The sequence below is a fragment of the Kitasatospora sp. NPDC004289 genome (assembly GCF_053602875.1).
Window position 1 is genome coordinate 150,171 of sequence record NZ_JBSGEL010000003.1, and the last position, 20,410, is coordinate 170,580.

Genomic DNA, 20,410 nt, shown 5'->3' on the forward strand with positions numbered 1-20,410 from the left:
AACGTGCCCGCCTCGGATCCGGACGGCCCCGGACCTTCCCTGGCCCTGGCGGTCGCCCAAGTCCTCGGCCGGGCCGGGGAAGTGGCGGGCTCCGGTTTCCTGGTGGCCGAGGACCTGCTGCTGACCTGCGCCCACGTCCTGGCGGACGGCGGCCACGGGCCGGGCGACCTGGTCCCCCTCGTCTTCCCCCGCGCGCCCGGCGGGCCGGAGGGCACGGGCCTGGTCCTGCCCGGCTCCTGGCGCGCACCCGACGAGCAGGACATCGCCGTCCTGCGGCTCACCGACCCGGTACCCGGCACCGCACCGCTCGCCCTCGGGTCGGCGGTCGGGGTGCGCGAGCACCGGCTGCACGCACTCGGCTTCCCCCAACAGGCGCCCCCCGCCGGGCACTTCGGCTACGCGGTCGCGGGCCACGTGCTCCCGGCCGCCGACCGGAGCGGCGCCCTGCTCCAGCTGACCGACGCCAACGACCTGACCACCGGCTTCAGCGGCGGCCCGCTGCTGGACGAACTGACCGGCCTGGTGGTCGGCATGGTCTCCGCCATCGCCCCGCCCGACGAACACGGTCGCGGCACCGAGATCGCCTACGCCACCCCGACCTCCGAACTACGCGATGCCTGGCACGAGTTGACCGAGCACGCGTTCTCGCCCTACCGGGCCCTGGAGTCGTTCACCGCCGAGCACGCCCGCTGGTTCCGGGGGCGCGAGGAGGCGGTGGAGCGGGTGCTCGCCGGCCTGGCCGGGCGGCGGCGGGCCACGCTGCTGCTGGGGCCCTCCGGTGCGGGCAAGTCCTCGCTGGTGGGGGCCGGCGTACTCCCCGCCCTGGCGGCGGGACGGCTGCCGGGGAGCAGCCGTTGGCTCCCCGTGGTGGTCCGGCCGGGCCTGGACCTGGACGCGGCCATGGCGGCGGCGGGCCTGACGGACGTCGGCGCGCAGGGTTGGGACGCCGCCGTCGCCCGGCTGCTGGACACGGACGCGGAGCACGACCGCGTCCTGCTCGTCGTCGACCAGTTCGAGGAGCTCCTCACCGGGCCGGAGAGCTCCTCGGACCCTAGGGCCCTGGACCTGCTGACCGCCGCGGTCGGGTCCACCGCCCCGCTGGGTCTGCTCCTGGTGATGCGCGACGACTTCTACTCGCGGCTCTCCTCGACCGCCCCGGAGCTGCTGGACCTCCTCCTTCCGTCCCTGCTCAACGTCCCGGCCGCCCTGACCCGCGCCGTGCTCACCGCCATCGTCACCGGCCCCGCCGCCGACCTGCGGGCCCCCTTCGAACCGGGCCTGGCCGACCGGATCGTCGCCGACGTCCTGACCGCCTCCCCCGGCCCCGGCCCGGACCGCGCTCCGGCGACGGTCCTCCCCCTGCTGGAGGTCACCCTGAGCCTGCTGTGGGAGAGCCGCGCGCAGCACGACGGGCGGCTCACCCACGCCGCCTACCAGGCCCTGGGCGGCATCACCGGCGCCCTGGCCGACTGGTGCGAGAGCGCCCTCGCCGAACTCGACACCCCCGGGCGGGAGGTGGCCCGACGGCTGCTCACCGCCCTGGTCCGCCCGGCCGACCCGGCCCTCGACCTGCCCGCCTCCCGACAGCAGCTCCCGCTCGGCCAACTCCGCGACCTGGCGGCCGGATCCGAGGACTCCGGCACAGTGGACCGGGTCCTGACCGTCCTCACCGCCCGACGGATCGTCACCACCCACCGCGGCACCGCACCCCCGGGGACCGCCGACCTGGACAGCGACGAGCCGGTGGCCGAACTCATCCACGACGCCCTCATCCGGGACTGGGCCCAACTCCGCGACTGGATCGACCAGGACGCCCGATTCCACGACTGGCTCCACCGCCTCCGATCCCAACACCGACGTTGGCTGGCGCACCCACAGCCACAGGACCTGCCGACCGGATCGCTGCTCGCCCAGGGCCTGGAGACGATCCGCCGACGCCGACTGCCCACCGAGCTGGAGGAATTCCTGCTGAGCGGGCTCCGACGGCAGCGGCGCGCGCTGCGCCGCACCCGGGCCCTGGCCGCGGGCCTGGCCGTCCTGCTGGTTCTCGCACTGACGGCCTCCGGCATGGCCTGGAAACAGCAGCGCGCCGCCGTCCAGGCCCAGCACACCGCCCTGTCCCGTCAACTCGCCAACATGTCCGGCACCTTGAGCACCAACGATCCCGACCTCGCCGTCCTGCTGGCCGTCGCCGCCCACCGGACCGACCCCACCCGCGAGGCCGCCGAGGCCCTCAACGCCGCTGCCGCCCAGCCGCTGCACCAGCGCATCGACCTGCCGCTCGGAACCGTGAGCGCCCTCGCCTACAGCCCGGACGGGAACACCCTCGCGACCGGAATCGGCATCGGCCCCGAACGCAGCTCGACCGTCGGACACCTCCAGCTCTGGGACACCAGATCGGGCGCCCCCGGGGCCCGGCTCCCCACCGACGAGGTGGACGACCTGGCGTTCAGCCCGGACGGACGCCTGCTGGCCACCGCCGACCGAGCCGGAGCGGCTCGGCTGTGGGATGCGGCCAGCGGGACGTCGCTGGCGGTACTGGCGGTCCCCGGCGACCACGTCCGGTCGCTCGCCTTCAGTCCCGACGGTTCGATCCTGGCCGCCGGCACGTTCCTCGGCGCCGTCCAGCTGTTCGAGGTGGCCACCGCTTCGCTCCGGGCGAGGCTGGCGGTTCAGACACACAGCGTGGACGGACTGGCGTTCAGCCCGGACGGGACGACCCTGGCGGTCTCGGGTGACGGGTTGACGGTCCACCTGTGGGACGTGCCCTCCCGCTCGTTCCGCCGCGACCTACAGAGCGACGGGTCCGCAGCACTGGCCTTCAGCCTGGACGGGCGGACCCTGGCCACCAGCATCCACGACGACTCGGTCGCCCTGTGGGACACGGCATCCTGGACCGTGCGCGCCGAGCTCGCCGGCTCGCGTCCCGGCCGGCTGCACAGCCTGGCCTTCAGCCCGGACGGGCGGACGCTGGCGGGTGGCAACAGCGACGGGAAGGTCTGGCTGTGGGCGTCCGACGCCGGCACCCCGCGGACCGTTCTGACCGGTCACAGGGGTTCCGTCGCCTCGCTCGCGTTCAGCCCGGACGGGCAGACGCTGGCCAGCGGCGGCGAGGACCGGACGGTGCGACTGTGGAGCACCGGCGCGAGCTCCACCCACGGCGTCGTCACCACGCTCGACACGCCCGTCGACTCGGTCACCTACGGCGCCGGTGGGCGGACGCTCGCGATCATCGGCAACGCCCGGCAGTCCTGGTTCCCCTGGGGCGGCGGACCCGGCGGCCGGATCCTACGGCTGTGGGACGCCACGGACGGCAGCATCCTGGCCCGCCCGGAGCGACTGACCTCGGCGGTGGTCGGCTCCGATGGACGGACCGTGGCCACCAGCGGCGAAGGACGGACCGACCTGTGGGCCGTCACTGACCTCGACCCGCGCGCCGCCTTCGTCGACGATCCGAACACCTACGTCGTCGCGGTCGGTCCGGACGGCCGTACCGCAGCGATGTACGACACCGAGTCGTTCTTCCTCCGGGACCTTACCTCCGGTTCCGCCCTCCCCCTCACCTACCCCGACGGAGTGTCACCTTCACGGACCGCGTTCAGCCCTGACGGACGATTCCTCGCGAGTACCGTCGGCGGATCAGTACGGCTCTGGGACGTGTCCACCGGACAGATCCTGCCGCCGGTGATCGGCAGCAACGTCCTCGCCTTCGCCTTCAGCCCGGACGGCCGGACCCTCGCCACCGGCACCGGAGCCGGTCCGGTCCAACTGTGGGACGCGTTCACGGGGCGACTCCGCGCGACGCTCGCCGAGCGCGCCGCCAACGTCATGGCCCTGGCGTTCAGCCCGGACGGCACCCTCCTGGCCGCCGGCGGGACGGGCCCCACGGTCGGGCTGTGGAACGTGGCGGACGGTACCCGGCGCGTCGGCTTCACCGGGCACACCGGCGGTGTCTTCGTGCTCGCCTTCAGCCCGGACGGAGAGACCCTGGCCACCGGCGGGACCGACCGCACCGTTCGCCTCTGGGACACCTCCGCCGGTACCGCGCGTGCCACCCTCACCGGCCTCGTCGGACAGGTCACCGCCCTCGGCTTCCGGCCGGACGGCCAAGTCCTGGCCACCGGCACCACCGACGGGGCGGTGCGCTTGTGGAGCACCCTGTACGCCGCCCCGGAAGCGGCGGCCCGTCACATCTGCTCGGCCGTCAACCGCGAGCTCTCGGACTACGAGTGGTCGACCTACCTGCCCGGCGAGACGCCCCGGCCGCTCTGCCCCGAGGCCACCGCCGCGCGCGAGGCCGGGACGGCGCCGTGGACCGTGCCGTCCTGACGCCCCTGCGGCGTACACCCCCGGGTTGAGGTGGGCCGGGCGGCGTCAACTCCCGGGTGGATGACGGGCCCTGGGAACTCGGGCAACATCATCCCCCCGGGCCGTCCACCCCACCCCCTCGGGTGGTCGGCCCGGATGGTCAGCCGCCCAGGCTCCAGATGGTGCCGTGGCCCGCGTGCAGGGTGAGGGCGAGGACGGCCAGGTCGGCGAGGCCGAGGGTGAGGCCGAGGAGGGCGCGGGCCGGGCGGGAGGTGCCGCGGGCCAGCGCGAGTCCGGCCAGCACCAGGGCGACGGGGCCGAGGACCAGGTTGAAGAACAGCAGGCCGAGCAGGCCGAGCACGAAGGAGGCGACGGCCATGCCGTCGGCATCTCCGCGGGTGCCAGCGCCGGTGCGGACGTGAGTGGTCATCAGGTGCTCCTGGTCAGTGGCGGCGGGTGCGGGCGAGGCGTTCGCGGGCGGCGAAGAGCAGCAGCCAGACGGTGATGGCGGAGCCGGCGGCGAGGAAGACCGGGCCGGAGGTGTGGACGGCGGCGCCACCGAGCAGCGCGAGGGCGAGGAGCATGGCGAGCAGGGACACGGGACGGGCCTCTCGGTCGGCTGTGGGTCCGGGCAGGAGGACTGACGTGCAGTCAGCGAACAGTTGGGTTCACAAGTGTTCGCCGACATCGCCACTCTACGCTTCCCAAAGTCGGCAAACAGTTGTTTACTGAATGACGTGAGTCACACCCTCGGCCCCCGCCAGGCCCAGAAGCAGCAGTCCCGCCGCGCCCTCCTCGACGCCGGCCTGCACCTGCTGGAGGCCCAGAACCTCAGCAGCCTCGGCGTCCGCGAGGTCACCCGCGAGGCGGGGATGTCCCCGGCCGGGTTCTACCGGCACTTCCGCGACATCCCGGACCTGGGCGTGACCCTGGTCGAGGAGTCACTGGCGAGCCTGCACACGATGGTGCTCGCCGTCCTCGCGGGGCCCGACGACCCGGACGAACTGATCGACCGAGCGGTGCGGGTGGTGGCCGACCACGTCCGCGAACACCGGGCCCACGTACGGTTCCTGGCCCGCGAGCGGCACGGCGGCGTCCGCCCCGTCCGCGAGGCGATCGCCGCCGAACTGGCCCGCTTCGCCGACGAGGTGGCCACCGCGCTGGGGACGCAGCCCGCCTCCGAGGGCTGGGACGCGGACGACCTGCGGATGCTGGCCGAGCTCTACGTGGAGCACCTGGTGACCACCGCCGCCGCCCTCCTCGACGCCCCCGAGGACCGCCCCGACGCGGAGGAGCGGATCGGCCTGCTCGCCCGCCGCCAGCTGCAGCTGATCAGCGTCGGCCGCCGCCACTGGCCGGTCACCGAGGGGCGGTAGGGCAGACGCGACAGACGGACCGTCAGGTCCGCGCGCGGGTGAGGCGAACGGTCTCCAGGTACTCGGAGACGGCGTCCCTGTTGCGGGTCAGGCAGTCGATCCGCCGGCTCATCCTGTCGCGCTCCAGCTCCAGCGCGGCGAGCATCTCCGGGGTGGCGTCGGTGAAGTGGATGACCCTGGGCTGGTCCAGGCAGGGCAGGATCTGCTTGATGATCCTGGTCGGGAGCCCGGCGTCCAGCAGCCCGCGGACCTGGAGCACCCGGTCCACCGAGCGCGGGTCGTACTCACGGTAGCCGTTGGCGGAGCGGGTGGAGAGGATCAGGCCCTGCTCCTCGTAGTAGCGCAACAGGCGCCGGGAGGTGTCGGTGCGCTCCGAGAGTTCGCCGATCCGCATGTGACCCACCTCACGCCAGCCCGCTTTGACCCTCACACCGGTGTGAGGGTTCGACGATAATCGGCATGACGACCACTCAGCCAGTCACCACCACCCGAAACCCCTCCCGGCAGGGCGGATTGCCGATGGCCGCGCTGCTCGCGCTCGCCACCGCCGTCTTCGTCACCAGCCTCACCGAGACGCTCCCGGCCGGCGTCCTGCCTGCGATGAGCGCCGACCTGGCGGTCAGCGAGTCCGCCATGGGCCAGTCGGTCACCGTCTACGCCGTCGGCACCGCACTCACCGCCCTTCCGCTCACCGCCGCCACCGCCGGCTGGCGGCGCCGCAGGCTGCTGCTCACCGCCATGGCGGGCTTCGCCGCCGCCAACACCGTCACGGCGGTGTCCACCGACTACGCCCTCACGATGACCGCCCGGGCCGTCGCCGGGGTCGCGGCCGGACTGGCCTGGGCGCTGCTCGCCGGGTACGCGAGCCGCATGGTGACGCCCGAACTCCGGGGCCGGGCCATCGCGGTGGTGATGACCGGCATCCCGCTCGCCCTCTCGCTCGGGGTGCCCGCCGGGACCTTCCTCGGCCGGGTGGCGGGCTGGAGCGCGGCCTTCCTCGCGATGACCGTGCTGGCCGTCCTGGTGATCGCCTGGATCGCCGCCGCCGTACCGGACTTCCCCGGCGAGCCGCGGCGCACCGGGAAGGTCACCGGCGCCCTGGCCGTCCCCGGCGTGCGGCCGGTGCTCGCCGTGACCCTCGTCTTCGTGCTGGCCCACACCGTCCTGTACGCCTACGTCGCCGCCTACTTGACCCACCTCGGGCTCGGCGACCGGACCGACGGCGTGCTGCTGGTCTTCGGCGCGGCCTCGCTGCTCGGCATCTGGGCCGTCGGCGCGCACGTCCACCGCGCGCTGCGCCGCCTCACCGTGGCGAGCACCCTGCTGGTCGCGCTCGGCGCCGCCCTGCTGGCCGCCGCCTCCGGGAGCACCCTCGCGGTCCACGCGGCGGCCGCCCTCTGGGGGCTCGGCTGGGGCGGCGTGCCGACGCTGCTCCAGACGGCGGCGGGCCGGGCCGGTGGGCAGCGCGCCGATTCCGCCCAGGCGATGCTGGTCACCTTGTGGAACGTGGCGATGGCCGGCGGAGGCGTGCTCGGCGGCGTGCTGCTGGACCGGCTCGGCGCCGAGGCGCTGCCGTGGAGCGTCCTCGCCCTGCTGGCCCCGGTGCCGGCGGTGGTCCTCGCCGCTCGGACCCACGGCTTCCCCCACGGGAGCGGACCGGCCGTCGGAGAAGGCGAGGCGGGGTGATAGACAGTCATCTCCGCATCCGCACCACCTCCGTGAGGCACACCGTGATCACCATCGACAGGCTCGGACCGGACGACCGCGAGGCGTGGGAGGTCCTGTTCCGCGCGTACATCGACTTCTACCGGCGGGTCGAGCCGGACGCGATGTACGAGCGGTCCTGGCGGGAGTTCCAGGCGGACACCCGGATGCACGCCCTCGGGGCCCGGCTGGACGGCCGACTGGTGGGCATCACGCACTTCCTGGTCCACGCCAACACGTCGGGCCCGGACGTCTGTTACCTCCAGGACCTCTTCACCGCCGAGGACGTCCGCGGCCGGGGCGTGGCCCGGGCGTTGATCGACGCGGTGGCGGAGTGGGCACGGGAACGGGGCTGCGGCCGGGTCTACTGGAACACTCACGAGTCCAACGCCACCGCCCGCCTGCTCTACGACAAGGTGGCCGAGAACCGCGGCTTCATCCGCTACCAGATCGAGCTGCCGCCGCAGGCCTGACCACCGGCCGCGGAGTGCTCGATCGCCCCGGTCCCGGGGCACGTCAGAGGGGGAGACATGCATTACGGAATCCGCGCGGCCCGCACCGCGGCAGTCCTGCTGGTCACGTTCCTGACGGGCTGTTCCGAGGGGTCGGGGGCCACAACGGCGCCGACCCCCTCGGCGAGCCCGTCCGTAGGGACCGCGGCCGCGCCCGCGAAATCGCCCACGCCCGCGCCCACGGACCTGGCCTCGGTCGTCGGCCGGGCGCGTTCGGTCGTCGTGCGGTCGGAGGCCGGCGGCGCGAACGCCCCGGGCGGGCAGGGTCTCCTGCTGGTCCGGGCGTGGCCGACCGGCGCCGCCTTCGCCTGGGAGACCGCCGACCAGCGGTTCTGCACGGCCACGGTGTACGACTCGACGATCGGGGAGCAGGGCTGTGCGACCAAGCCGCTGGACCCGCCCGTGAACACGCTCGGAGCGGTGACCGACATGGACACCCTCTTCGGCGACGGCTGGGGGCGCCTGTTCGCCGGCGACCACCTCGAGGTGCTGTCCGCGGCCTGCGGCGGCGCACCCCTGGAGCTCCGCCGGGTCGGCTCCCTCGCGAACGGCGAGCGGACGCTGTACGCCGTGTGGTTCCCGGACTACACCAAGGGCACCATCTCCTTGTCGGTACGGCGCGACGGCACGACGTCCGAAGGCCGGCTCCACCTCGGCGAGGTGGGCGACCGCAGCTGCGGCGAGACGGCCTGAGGGACCGTCGGGCCGCAGGGGTCAGGACACCGCTCCCGGCAAGGGGCGCCCTGACGGGGTCACGGGTTCTCCGCCACCCGGAGCGCGGCCCGGCGCCGGCGGAGGACCAGCACGAACGCGGCCAGGCCCAGCCCGCCGACCGCGGCCGCGACGGCCGGCACCGACCAGGTCCCGGCCGGCGGCGCTGCCGCGAGCAGGTCGAGGTCGGTCGCGCAGGCGACCGGGGCCGCCGAGCCGGTCGAGTGGACGCAGGCGGTACTGGCCGAGCGGGCGGGGGCTGACGCGTCGTCACCGAGGGCGGCCGAGATCCGTAGGGTCCTGGTCGCGTCCGGCTCCAGGGTGACGCCGTCCCAGACCGCGGTGCCGTCGGTGACGGTGGCGGCCGGAGCCGCGTCACCCGAGAGCGAGGGCACGGGCGCCGAGGCGGCGGGGAGCTGCTGGGTGACGCGCAGGCCGTCCAGTCGGGTGTGGCCGAGGTTGTGGACGGTGACGGTCCAGGTCAGGTGGTCGCCGGGGCGGGCCCGGTCGCGGCCGTCGTCCAGGGTGACGGAGATCCTGGGGAGCGGGTCGGCGGCGGCCCGGGCCAGCGGGAGGAGTGCCAGGGCCGTCAGGGCCAGCGCCAGACCGCGGTGCGTGCGTTTCAGGGTGGACCTCCAGCGCGGCGTGCGGGGAACGGGGTGCGGGGAACGGTCTCATTGCAGCGGCCGGGGGCGAGGCGACGCCGGAGGCGGGGGCGGCGGCGGACGGGTTCCACCCGGGCGGCGGAAGCCGTGAGCCCTCCCGCCCGGGGAGGGCGGGAGGGCTCACGGGTGCGGACGGACCGTCAGGATGCCCGGCGGCGGGTGGCGGCCCAGGTGCCCAGGCCGATGGCGAGGGCGGTGAGGGAGAGCACGCCGAGCAGGCGGAGCGGGAGGTCGGCGCCGGTCTGCGGGAGCGGCTTGGGGGTCGGGGTCGGGGAGGCGGACGGCTTGGGGCCGTCGTCGTCGCCCGGGGTGGTCGAGGTGTGGCAGGCGGGGTCGGTGGAGTCGGGCGGGCAGTTGCTGTCGGGAGCGGTGACGAGGTTGCGCAGTTCGGCGGTGGCCCCGCTCTTCACGGTGACGGAGTAGCTGACGGTGGTGGCCGCGCCCACGGCGAGGTCGCCGGTCCAGGTGAGCTTCGGCGCGGCGTAGGCGGTGGTGCCGGTGCCGGCCTTGGCGTCGCCGTTGTAGCCGGCGCTGCTCAGGACGCCGCTCAGGTCGTCGGTGAAGGTCGCGCCCGGGTAGGCGGCGGTGCCGTCGTTGGTGACCGTGACGGTGTAGGTGACCCGCTCGCCGGCCTCGGCGTACTGCTTGTCGGCCTTCTTGGCGACCCGCAGCTGACGGACCGTCTGGTGGGTGGTGCAGTCGGGGTCGTAGGGGACGGCGGCCCGGGTGAGGCGGCGCGGCTCCATCGGGATCGGGCAGTTGCTGTCCGGAACGACGGCCGCGTTGTCGAGCAGCTTGTCACCTGCGGCGGTGACGGTGACCGAGTAGGTGACGACGGCCTTGGCGCCGACCTTGAGGTCGCCGGTCCAGCCGATCTTCGGTGCGGTGTAGGAGGCGGTGCCGGTGGTGGCGGTGGCGTCCTGGTTGTAGGTGGCGTCGTCCAGCACCTTGGAGAGGTCGTCGGTGAGGGTGGCGCCGACGTAGTCGACGGCTCCGGTGTTGGTGACGGTCACGGTGTAGGTGATCTTCGAGCCGACCGTGACGGTGGTGACGTCGGAGGTCTTGGCGACGTCCAGCTTCTTCACCGGGGTGACGGTGGTGCAGGCCGGGTCCGTGGAGTCGGGCGGGCAGTTGCTGTCCGGGACGGCGACCAGGTTGGTCAGCTGGTCGGCCCGGACGGGGGTGCGGAGGGTCACGGAGTAGGTGACGGTCACCTTCTGACCGATCGCCAGGTCGCCGGTCCACGTGAGGTGCGGAGCGCTGAACGAGGCGCGGCCGTGGGTGGCGGCGTGGTCGTTGTTGAAGTCGGCGCCCGCGATGACCTTGCTCAGGTCGTCACGGAACGAGGCACCGGGGTAGGCGGTGCCGCCGTCGTTGAGGACGGTGAGGGTGTAGGTGACCTTGTCGCCGGCCTTGGCCTCGGTGCGGTCGGCGGTCTTGGAGACCGTCAGGTGCCGGACCGGGACCACGGTCGAGCACTCCGGGTCCGTGGAGCCGGGCGGGCAGGTGGAGTCCGGCGCGACCACCGCGTTGGTGAGGACGCCGTCGCCGCTGATCGGCTTGTTGACGGTGACGGAGTAGGTGACGGTCGCCGAGGCGCCCACCGCCAGGTCACCCGTCCAGGACAGGGTCGGCGCCGCGTACGAGGCGGTACCGGCCGAGGCGGCGTGGTCGTTGCCGTAGACGGCGTCGTCCAGCACCCTCGACAGGTCGTCCGAGAAGGACGCACCCGGGTAGGCGGCCTTGCCCGTGTTGGTCACGGTGACCGTGTAGGTGATCTTGGAGCCGGGCATCGCCGACGTGTGGTCGGAGGTCTTCTTCAGCGTCAGGTGCTTGACCGGGACCACCGTCGAGCAGTTCGGGTCGGTGGAGCCGGGCGGGCAGGTGGAGTCCGGTGCGACCACCGTGTTGGCGAGCTGCTTGTCGCCGGTGGCCGGGTTGTTGACGGTGACGGAGTAGGTGACGGTCGCCGAGGCGCCCACCGCCAGGTCACCCGTCCAGGACAGGGTCGGCGCCGCGTACGAGGCGGTACCGGCCGAGGCGGCGTGGTCGTTGCCGTAGGTCGCGTCGTCCAGCACCTTCGACAGGTCGTCCGAGAACGAGGCACCCGGGTAGGCGGCCTTGCCGTCGTTGGTCACGGTGACGGTGTAGGTCACCTTGTCACCGGGCTTGGCCTGGGCCGGAGCCGAGGTCTTCTTCACCGTCAGGTGCTTGACCGGGACGACGGTGGAGCAGTTCGGGTCGGTGGAGCCGGGCGGGCAGGGGCCGTCCGGGGAGACCACGGCGTTGGTGAGGACGCCGTCCCCGGTGAGCGGGTTGTTGACGGTGACCGAGTAGGTGACGGTGGCCTTGGCCTTGGCGGCCAGGTCGCCGGTCCAGCTCAGGGTCGGCGCCGTGTACGAGACGGTGCCGGTGGTGGCGACGGCGTCCTGGTTGTAGGTGGCGTCGTCCAGCACCTTGGTCAGGTCGTCGGAGAAGGAGACGGCGGTGGCGGGCTCATCGGCCAGGTTGGTGACGGTCACGGTGTAGGTGAGCTTCTGGCCGGCCTTGGCCGGGGTGGCGCCGGAGCTCTTGACGACGGTGATGTTCCGGGCCGGGACGACGGTGGTGCAGGCCGGGTCCTTGGAGTCCGGCGGGCAGTTGGAGTCGGGCGAGACCACGGTGTTGGCGAGCTTGCCGTCCCCGCTGACGGGGGTGTTGACCTTGACGGTGTAGGTGACGGTGGCGGAGGCGCCGACCGCGAGGTCGCCGGTCCAGCTGAGCGTCGGCGCCGTATAGGTGGCCGTGCCGGCCGAGGCGGTGTGGTCATTGCCGTAGGTCGCGTCGTCCAGCACCTTCGACAGGTCGTCCGAGAAGGACGCGCCCAGGTACGGAGCCTTGCCGTCGTTGGTCACGGTCACCGTGTAGGTGACGGTGTCCCCCGGCTTGACCGCCGTCTTGTCGGAGGTCTTCCTCACCGTGAGGTGCTTGACCGGGACCACCGTCGAGCAGTTCGGGTCGGTCGAGTTCGGCGGGCAGTTGGAGTCCGGTGAGGTCACCGCGTTCGCCAGCTCGCGGTCCCCGGACGGCGGGTTCTTCACCGTCACCGAGTAGGTGATGGTCGCGGAGGCGCCCACCGTCAGGTCACCCGTCCAGGACAGGGTCGGCGCCGCGTACGACGCCGTACCGGCCGAGGCGGCGTGGTCGTTGCCGTAGGTCGCGTCGTCCAGCACCTTCGAGAGGTCGTCCGAGAACGAGGCGCCGGGGAAGGCCGTGCCGCCGTCGTTGGTGACGGTGACGGTGTAGGTGACCTTGTCACCGGGCTTCGCCTCGGCGGGGGCCGCGGTCTTCTTCACCGTCAGGTGCTTCACCGGGACCACCGTCGAACAGGCGGGGTCGGTGGAGCCGGGCGGGCAGTTGCCGTCGGGCGAGGTCACCGTGTTGGCGATCTGCTTGTCGCCGGAGAGCGGGGAGTTGACGGTGAAGGAGTAGGTGACGGTGGCGGTGTCGCCGGGCTTGAGGGCGCCGGTCCAGGTGAGGGTCGGGGCCGCGTAGGAGGCGGTGCCGGTGGAGGCGGTGGCGTCCTGGTTGTAGGTGGCGTCGTCCGTCACCTTGGAGAGGTCGTCGGAGAAGGTGGCGTCGGGGGCGTCGGCGGTGCCGTCGTTGGTCACGGTCACCGTGTAGGTGATGGTGTCACCCAGCTTGACCACGGTCCGGTCGGAGGTCTTCTTCACCGTCAGGTGCTTCACCGGGACGGTCGTCGAGCAGGCGGGGTCGGTGGACCCGGGCGGGCAGTTGGAGTCCGGCGAGGTGACGGTGTTGGCCAACTGCCGGTCGCCGGACGGCGGGTCGTTGACCGTGACCGAGTACGTCACGGTGGCGGAGGCGCCCACCGCCAGGTCACCGGTCCAGGAGAGCACCGGGGCCGCGTACGAGGCGGTGCCGGCCGAGGCGGTGTGGTCGTTGTTGTAGGCGGCGGTGTCGATGACCTTCGACAGGTCGTCGGAGAACGAGGCTCCGGGGTAGGCGGCGCTGCCGTCGTTGGTGACGGTGATGGTGTAGCCGACCTTGTCACCGGGCTTGGCCTCGGTGGTGTTCGCGGTCTTGCGCACCGTCAGGTGCTTGACCGTCACCGTGGTGGAGCAGGCCGGGTCGGTGGAGCCGGGCGGGCAGGTGGAGCCCTCGGCCTCGACCTTGTTGACGCCGGGGGTGGCGGTGACCTTGCTGACCTTCACCGTGTAGGTGATGACCACGCTGCCGCCCTTGGCGACGGTACCGGTCCAGCTCAGCTTGGGCGCCGTGTAGGTGGGGGCGGCCAGGACCGCGCCCGAGCCGTCCTTGGCGGCGGCGTCGTTCTGGTAGTCGCCGAGGGCGAGCGTCCCGGTCAGGTCGTCGCCGATGACCGCGCCGGTGAAGTCGGCCGCGCCGGTGTTGCGGGCGGTGATGGTGTAGGTGAGGGTGTCACCGAGCTTGGCCGGGTTGGGAGTTGCCGTCTTGGCGAGCTCCAGGCGGGGCAGCGGGGTGACGGTGGAGCAGTTCGGGTCGGTGGAGCCGGGCGGGCAGACGTCGGGGACGTTGGTGGTGACGGCGTTCTTCAGGGTGGTGCCGTCGGCGGGCACCGGGTTCTTGACCTTGACGGTGTAGCGGATGGTGACGCTGCCGCCGGCGGCCACGTCCCCGGTCCAGGTCAGCTGGGGCGAGGCCCAGACCGGCGCGGTGAGCGGGGCACCCGCGCCGTCCACGGCGGTGGCGGTGCCGGTGTAGTCGGCGCCCTTGAGCACGCCGGTCAGGTCGTCGGCGATCCGCAGGCCGGGGTAGGCGCCGGTGCCGCTGTTGGTGGCGGTGACGGTGTAGGTGACGGTGTCACCGGGCTTGGGATTGGCGGGGGCGGAGGTCTTGGCGACCTTGAGGGCGGGGGTGGGGACCACGGTGCGGCACTGCGGGTCGGCCGGGTCCGGCGGGACGCAGTTGGAGCCCTCGGAGGTGACGGTGTTGATCAGGGTGACCCCGGCCTTGGCGACGGTGACGCTGTAGGTGAAGGTCACGGTGGCGCCGGTGGCGATCGGGCCGGTCCAGCTCAGGGTGGTGCCGGTGACGGTCGGGGCGGTGCGGGTGGCGCCCGCGCCGTCCTTGGCGGCGGCGTCGCCGTTGTAGGTGGCCGCGCCGCCCGCGCCGTCGGAGCCGTTGAGCACCTTGGACAGGTCGTCGCTGACGGTGGCGTCCCGGTAGTCGCCGGGGCCGGAGTTGGTGACGGTGACGGTGTAGCTGACCTTGTCGCCGACGTTCAGCGGGGTGGTGGACTGCGGGCTGACCTGCTTCCTGATCTCCAGGCGGGGCAGCGGGGTGACGGTGGAGCAGTCCGGGTCGGTGGAGCCGGGCGGGCAGACGCCGGGGACGTCGGTGGTGACGGCGTTCCTCAGGGTGGCCCCGTCGGCCGGCACCGGGTTCTTGACCTTGACGGTGTAGCGGATGACGACGTTCGCGCCCGCCGGCACCGAGCCCTTCCAACTCAGCTTGGGGGTAGCCCAGTTCGGAGCGGGGGTGGTGCTGCCGTCGCCAGCGTTCGCGGTGGCCGTGCCGGTGTAGTCGGCGCCCTTGAGCACGCCGGTCAGGTCGTCGGTGACGGTGGCGTCCGGGTAGGCGGCGGAGCCGCTGTTGGTGACGGTCACCGTGTAGGTGACGGTGTCGCCGGGCTTGGGGTTGGCCGGGCTCGCGGTCTTGACCACGCCCACCTTGGCGAGCGGCACCACCGGGTTGCACCGGGGCTCGGCGTTGCCGGGCGGGCAGTCGGAGCCGGAGGCCTCGACGTGGTTCCTCAGGCTGGTGCTGGTCGCGCCGGTGGCCTTCACCGTGTAGGTGATCACCACCTGCTCGCCCTTGGCGATCGGGCCGGTCCACTTGATCTTCGGGGCCGTGTACGCGGGCGCCCCGAGCATGCCGCCCGCACCGTCCGAGGCGGCGGCGTCGCCGTTGTAGGTGGCTCCGGTCAGCACGTTGGTCAGGTCGTCGGTGACCTCGGCGCCGGGGAAGTCGGCCTCACCGGTGTTGCGGGCGGTGATGGTGTAGGTGACGGTGTCACCGACCTTGGCCGGGTTGGGAGTTGCCGTCTTGGTCAGCTCCAGCCGGGGCAGCTTGAGGGTGGTGGAGCAGGTCGGGTCGGTGGAGCCGGGCGGACACATGTCGGGGTCGTTGGTGGTGACGGCGTTCTTCATGGTGGTCCGGCCCGCCGGGACGGGGTCGGCCACCGTGACGGTGTAGGTGATCCGCACCAGGCCGCCGGCCTTGACGGTGCCGGTCCAGCTCAGCTTGGGCGCGGCGTAGGCCGGAGCCGGGGTGACCGCGGCGCCGGAGCCGTCGGTGGCGGCGGCGTCGCCGTCGTAGGAGGCCGAGCCGAGCACGCCGGTCAGGTCGTCCTCGACCCGGTACCCGGTGGCGTCGGTGCCGCCGGTGTTGGTGACGGTGACGGTGTAGGTGACCTTGCCCCCGGGCAGCGGGTTGCTCGGGGCCGCGGTCTTCACCACCCGGACGGCGCCGACCTGGGCGCAGGCCTCCTTGGTGGTGGTCTCGCCGTTGACGGTGGCGGTGGCCCGGTTCAGCGTGCCGGTGCCGGACTCGCCGGCGTCCAGCGTGCAGTCACCGGAGGTGTTGGTGACGGTGGCCCGGTCCAGGGTGTAGCGGACCGTGATCCGCCACAGGTGCTCGGTCTCGCCCGGGAGTTGGGCGCCGCTCTTGATGAGGGTCTTGTCCCGGCCGTTCCAGTCGAAGGCGTCGGCCTCGTACGGCTCGGCGGGGGTGAGGGCGGCGGAGACCACGGTGACGCCGGCGCCGTAGGCGAGCTGGTCGCTCAGGTCGTAGGTTCCGTCACCCGCACCGGTGTTGGTCACCTTGACGTCGTAGACCAGGTCGTAGGTGTCGGCCTGCCCGGTGACCTGGGTGGGGCCGCTGGAGACGGTCTTGCTGACGGCGATGTTCGGGGTGCGGCGGCAGGCGACGCTGGTGCCGGTCTCCCCGGCCACCGTGGTGGTGGCCTCGTTGGCCAGGCCGGTGCCGCTCTCGCCGTTGCCGAAGGTGCAGTCGGTGGAGGCCGGGTCGGCGGTGCCGCCGGCGGGCAGCTTCACGGTGACCGTGACGGTGTAGCTGTGGGTGGCACCGGCGGCGAGCTGCTGGTCCGTCACCACCCGGGTGTCGCCCTGGCCGTTCCAGCTCGCCGAGGGCGTCACGCCGGTGGCGGTGGTCGCCACGGCGGGGGTGGGCTGGACGGTGATCCCGGCGCCGAAGCGGAAGCGGTCGTCGAGCGTGTAACGCCCGTCCCCCTTACCGCTGTTGACCACGTCGATCCGGTAGCTCTGGGTCCAGGTGCCGTTGCCGTTCGGGGTGAGGTCCAGGCTGGTCTTGGTGGTGCGGATCAGCGGCGTGCCGGCGCAGGCGGTGGTCTCGCTCTTGGTTCCGTTGGTGTCGATCCCGGCCTGGTTCAGGGTGCCGGTGCCGCTCTCGCCCGCGTCGAGGGTGCAGTCGGTGGACTTCTCGGTGACGGTCGTGCTGTCCACCTTGTACCGGACGGTGACGGACCAGACGTGGGTGGTCCGGGCGCCCAGGGCCTCGGTGTTGCTCAGCTGGGTCTTCGAGGTGCCGTTCCAGTCGGGGCGGACCGCCAGGCCGCCGGGGGTGGTGTTGGCGCCGGTGGCGGAGGTGACGGTCAGTCCGGTGCCGTACCTGAGGGTGTCGCTCAGGGTGTACGAGCCGGGGCCCGCACCGGTGTTGGCCAGAGTCAGGTCGTAGCGGACCTCGTAGGTGCCGGCCTGGCCGGGGACGGCGGTGGGCTGCTGGGTGAAGGTCTTGGTGACGGTGACGCTGGGCGTCTCCACGCAGGCCCGGCTGGTCTGGGAGCCGCCGGAGGAGGTGGTGGTCGCGGTGTTGGAGAGGCCGGTGGCGCCGTTCTCGCCCGGGTCCTCGGTGCAGTCGGTGGACTTCGGGTCGGTGACCGAGGCCGGGACCCGGGCCACCACGGTCACCGTGTAACTGTGGGTGGTGTTGGCGGGGACGGCCTGGCCGGTGACGATCCGGGTCCTGTCCTGGCCGTTGAAGGCCGGGTCCACGGTCAGCGAGCCGGGGGCGGTGTTGGCGGCCCGGGCGGAGACCACGGTGATCCCGGCGCCGAAGTTCAGCTTGTCGTCGAGGTCGTAGCTCCCGCTGCCGCCACCGGTGTTGGCGACGTCGATCCGGTAGGTGACGGTGGTGGTGCCGTCGCCGTTCGGGGTGGAGCGCTGCACCGTCTTGGTGGTCTTCAGCAGCGGGACGCCCGCGCAGGTGGTGTCGGTGGAGGTGCGGCCGTCGGTGGTGACGCCCGCGGTGTTCATGGTGCCGGTGCCGGACTCGCCGGCGTCCAGGGTGCAGTCGGTGGACTTCTGGGTGGCGGTGGCCTGGTCGACCCGGTACCGGACGGTGACGGTGTAGACGTGGGTGGCCGAGCCCGCGATGGTCTGGCTGTCGGAGACCTTGGTGTCGCTGGTGCCGTTCCAGCCCGCGTTGACGGCCAGGCCGCCGGGGGCGGTGTTGGCGACGGCGGTCGAGACGGTGGTCACGCCGGTGCCGAACTTGGTGGTGTCGTTGACCAGTTGGTAGGTGGTCGGGGCGGAGCCGGCGTTGGTGACGGTGAGGTCCCACTTGATCTCGTACACGCCCGGGCTTCCGGCCACGGCGGTGGGCTGCTGCGAGATCTTCTTGCTCATCGAGACGTTGGAGGTGGCCTTGCAGGCCTGCTTCTTCTCCTCCTTGCCGTCCACCGTGGTGGTGGACTCGTTCAGCAGGCCGGTACCGCTCTCCCCCTGGTCCAGGGTGCAGTCGGTGGACTTGGGGTCGGCCGGGTTGGCGGGCACCTGGGCGACGATGGTCACCCGGTAGGTGTGGGTGGTGTTCGCGCCGATCGCCTGGTCGGTGACGATCCGGCTGGTGGCCTGGGCGTCCCAGGCCGGGTTGGTGGTGACGCCGGCCGGGGCGGTGGTCACCCGCGCCAAGCTGACGGTGGTGCCGGCCCCGAAGCGGGCCCGGTCGTCCAGCGAGTAGGTGCCGGGCGCGGCGCCCTTGTTGGTGACGGTGATCTCGTAGACCGCCTCCCACTGGCCGCCGCTGGTCGGCGCCCCCGAGACCAGGGTCTTGTCACTGGTGACGGCCGCGACCGGGCTGCAGGCGTCCTTGCTGGAGGTGGTGCCGCCGGAGGTGGCGCTCGCCTCGTTCCGGGTGCCGGTGCCGCTCTCCCCCGCGTCCAGGGTGCAGTCGGTGGACTTGGTGGTGGCCTGGCCCGGGTCCACGGTGTACCGCACCGTCACCCGCCAGACGTGGGTGGCGGGGGCGGCCTCGGTGCCGGCCGCGATGGCCTGGTTCTGGGCCACCTTCACCTGGCCGCGCCCGTCCCAGCCGGCCACCGGGCTGAGCCCGCCCGGGGTGGTGTTGGTGACGGAGGCGGAGGTGACGGTCAGTCCGGTGCCGTACCTGAGGGTGTCGTTGAGGTCGTAGGTGGTGGCCGAGCCCGCGTTGCCGACCTTCAGCTCGTACTGGGTCTCGTAGGTGCCGGGACTGCCGGGCACCGGGGCGGGTGCCTTGGTGACGGTCTTGTCCAGGGTGACCCGGACCGGGGCCGGGCCGGCCGGGACGGTGACCTGGCGCTGCGGGGTGGTGACCTCGGTGCCGTTGGGGTCCTTGCCCTTGGCGGTGGCGTGGTTGGTGACGCTGCCGGCCGTGGCGTCGGCGGCCGTCACGGTGTAGGTGGCGGTGCAGGTGGTGCTCTCGCCGACCAGCAGGGTGGTCTTGGCGCAGCTCACCGCACCGGGCGCGGTGATCTTGTCGTCCGCGACGGTGATCGAGCTCACGGTGGTGTTGCCGGTGTTGGTGACCGTGTAGCCGTAGGAGATGGTCTCGCCGGGGTTGGCCTTGCCGTCGCCGTTGGTGTCGTTCAGCTTGCCGGTCTTGGCGAGGTCGAGCCTGGGGTCGGCCTTGGGCTCGAAGGTGAAGCCGACCACGCCGTAGCCGATCTCCTCGATCGAGCCCTCCCGGCCCTGGACCACCGAGAAGGTCCGGGTGGTCGGGGCGATGGAGGTGATGTCGATGGTGTCGACGTCCATGTCCGGGCAGGGCATCGCGACGTTGCCCCAGCCCGTCCCGGAGCTCGGGTTCCGCCCGGGGATGTCCTTGCCGTACTGGGTGCAGGTGCCGTTGGCCCAGTCGGTGGCGGGGTTGGCCGAGTCCGACACCCGGCTGCCGTCGACCTTGATGGAGTCGCCGTAGTTGACGTCGCCGTAGGTGGCGGTGGCGTAGATCGAGGCCCGCTTCAGCTGGGCGCCGGAGTAGGGCGTGGTGCCGAGGTCGAAGGTGTTGCTGACGGCGGTGCCGTTCATCCGGGCCCACTGGTCGCAGAGCGCCACCTGCGTCATCGGCGCACTCGGCGAGGAGTAGACGACGGCCAGGGCCCAGCCGCCGAAGCCGCGGCTGCCGTAGTTGGTGTAGTAGGGCGTGTCGCCGAAGCCGTAGCTGCCCGAACCGCCGGCCCGCACCAGGGCGGTGACGTCGCGGTAGGCCTGGTGGTTGTTGCCGTAGGTGCCGTTGTTGTACAGCACGTTGTCCACGCCGTCGGCGGTCAGCCGCTGGTAGTCGGCCGCCGGGGTGCGCATCTGGAAGGTGTCCGGGTTGGAGTAGTACGCGCTGCCCGGCGCGTAGTACTGGCTGCCGTAGACGTAGGCCATCGCCTTGACCACGGTGGCGTCCGCAGGGAGCACCAGATCGGCGCGCGAGGAGTCGTTGCGGGTGGTGTAGGCGTAGTTGGTGGACTGCCCGGTGAGGTTGTCGACGTTGGCCGGGCCCTTGCCGTTCTGGAACAGCAGGCCGTTGCCGGTCATCACCATCCCGCCCTGGAGCGTGTCCTTGTAACGGCACGTCAGGCCGGTGCGCTCGGCGTGCGCGGGGAACGCGGGGACCATCACCGCCGCCACCGAGAGCAGGGTGGTGAGCAGCACGGAGAGGACGCGGTGCAGCAGGTCCGCTACGGGCCGGGCACGGTGTTCCATGGTCGATCGCCTCACTGACGACGGGGCAGCACGCAGGACGCCGCCGATGACGGGGCGTCAGCCCAGAAATACGTCATAAACGATCAATCCGATCTACC

The 20,410-nt window shown here is 72.6% G+C and carries 10 protein-coding genes; 5 read left to right on the forward strand and 5 right to left on the reverse strand.

What is annotated here, in order from left to right; translation table 11 throughout:
* Window positions 1-3 precede the first annotated feature (3 nt).
* Window positions 4-4,329: an nSTAND1 domain-containing NTPase gene (locus ACWEPF_RS03215; protein ID WP_452171182.1), complete on the forward strand. Its 4,326-nt coding sequence runs from the start codon at window positions 4-6 to the stop codon at window positions 4,327-4,329.
* 139 nt (window positions 4,330-4,468) lie between these two features.
* Here ACWEPF_RS03215 and ACWEPF_RS03220 read toward each other — a convergent pair whose 3' ends face one another.
* On the reverse strand, window positions 4,469-4,738 hold the full coding sequence (locus ACWEPF_RS03220) for a DUF4190 domain-containing protein (protein WP_452171183.1): 270 nt from the start codon (window positions 4,736-4,738) through the stop codon (window positions 4,469-4,471).
* Between the two features lie 13 nt (window positions 4,739-4,751).
* Window positions 4,752-4,907 carry a hypothetical protein gene (locus ACWEPF_RS03225; RefSeq protein ID WP_345287930.1) on the reverse strand — a complete coding sequence of 52 codons (156 nt, stop codon included), beginning with the start codon at window positions 4,905-4,907 and terminating at the stop codon, window positions 4,752-4,754.
* A 138-nt stretch (window positions 4,908-5,045) separates the two neighbouring features.
* Between ACWEPF_RS03225 and ACWEPF_RS03230 the strand changes: the two genes are divergently transcribed.
* Window positions 5,046-5,684, forward strand: a complete 639-nt coding sequence (locus ACWEPF_RS03230) for a TetR family transcriptional regulator (RefSeq protein WP_452171184.1) — start codon at window positions 5,046-5,048, stop codon at window positions 5,682-5,684.
* Window positions 5,685-5,706: 22 nt separating this feature from the next.
* Here ACWEPF_RS03230 and ACWEPF_RS03235 read toward each other — a convergent pair whose 3' ends face one another.
* A complete protein-coding gene (locus tag ACWEPF_RS03235; RefSeq protein WP_452171185.1) occupies window positions 5,707-6,078 on the reverse strand; it encodes a MerR family transcriptional regulator in 372 nt (123 codons plus the stop codon).
* Window positions 6,079-6,143: 65 nt separating this feature from the next.
* On the opposite strand from ACWEPF_RS03235, the gene ACWEPF_RS03240 reads away from it, so the two are divergent.
* The 3 genes from ACWEPF_RS03240 to ACWEPF_RS03250 all read left to right on the forward strand — a co-directional run bounded on the left by ACWEPF_RS03240 (window position 6,144) and on the right by ACWEPF_RS03250 (window position 8,593).
* The gene (locus tag ACWEPF_RS03240; protein ID WP_452171186.1) at window positions 6,144-7,370 is read left to right on the forward strand and encodes an MFS transporter; all 1,227 of its coding nucleotides are present in this window, start codon (window positions 6,144-6,146) and stop codon (window positions 7,368-7,370) included.
* Window positions 7,371-7,414: 44 nt separating this feature from the next.
* Complete coding sequence (locus ACWEPF_RS03245; RefSeq protein WP_452171187.1) at window positions 7,415-7,861, forward strand: N-acetyltransferase family protein; 447 nt, start codon at window positions 7,415-7,417, stop codon at window positions 7,859-7,861.
* A gap of 261 nt (window positions 7,862-8,122) precedes the next feature.
* On the forward strand, window positions 8,123-8,593 hold the full coding sequence (locus ACWEPF_RS03250; protein WP_452171188.1) for a hypothetical protein: 471 nt from the start codon (window positions 8,123-8,125) through the stop codon (window positions 8,591-8,593).
* 59 nt (window positions 8,594-8,652) lie between these two features.
* Here the strand turns inward: ACWEPF_RS03250 and ACWEPF_RS03255 are convergent, their stop codons facing one another.
* Both ACWEPF_RS03255 and ACWEPF_RS03260 read right to left on the reverse strand, forming a co-directional pair.
* Window positions 8,653-9,237 carry a hypothetical protein gene (locus tag ACWEPF_RS03255; protein ID WP_452171249.1) on the reverse strand — a complete coding sequence of 195 codons (585 nt, stop codon included), beginning with the start codon at window positions 9,235-9,237 and terminating at the stop codon, window positions 8,653-8,655.
* A 179-nt stretch (window positions 9,238-9,416) separates the two neighbouring features.
* Window positions 9,417-20,312 carry a DUF7927 domain-containing protein gene (locus ACWEPF_RS03260; protein ID WP_452171189.1) on the reverse strand — a complete coding sequence of 3,632 codons (10,896 nt, stop codon included), beginning with the start codon at window positions 20,310-20,312 and terminating at the stop codon, window positions 9,417-9,419.
* Window positions 20,313-20,410: the final 98 nt, after the last annotated feature.

Bases quoted from the DNA above. Each gene is read 5' to 3' on its own strand.
- ACWEPF_RS03220 (WP_452171183.1), bottom strand. From the start codon at position 4,738: ATGACCACTCACGTCCGCACCGGCGCTGGCACCCGCGGAGATGCCGAC.
- ACWEPF_RS03235 (WP_452171185.1), bottom strand. From the start codon at position 6,078: ATGCGGATCGGCGAACTCTCGGAGCGCACCGACACCTCCCGGCGCCTG.
- ACWEPF_RS03240 (WP_452171186.1), top strand. From the start codon at position 6,144: ATGACGACCACTCAGCCAGTCACCACCACCCGAAACCCCTCCCGGCAG.
- ACWEPF_RS03260 (WP_452171189.1), bottom strand. From the start codon at position 20,312: ATGGAACACCGTGCCCGGCCCGTAGCGGACCTGCTGCACCGCGTCCTC.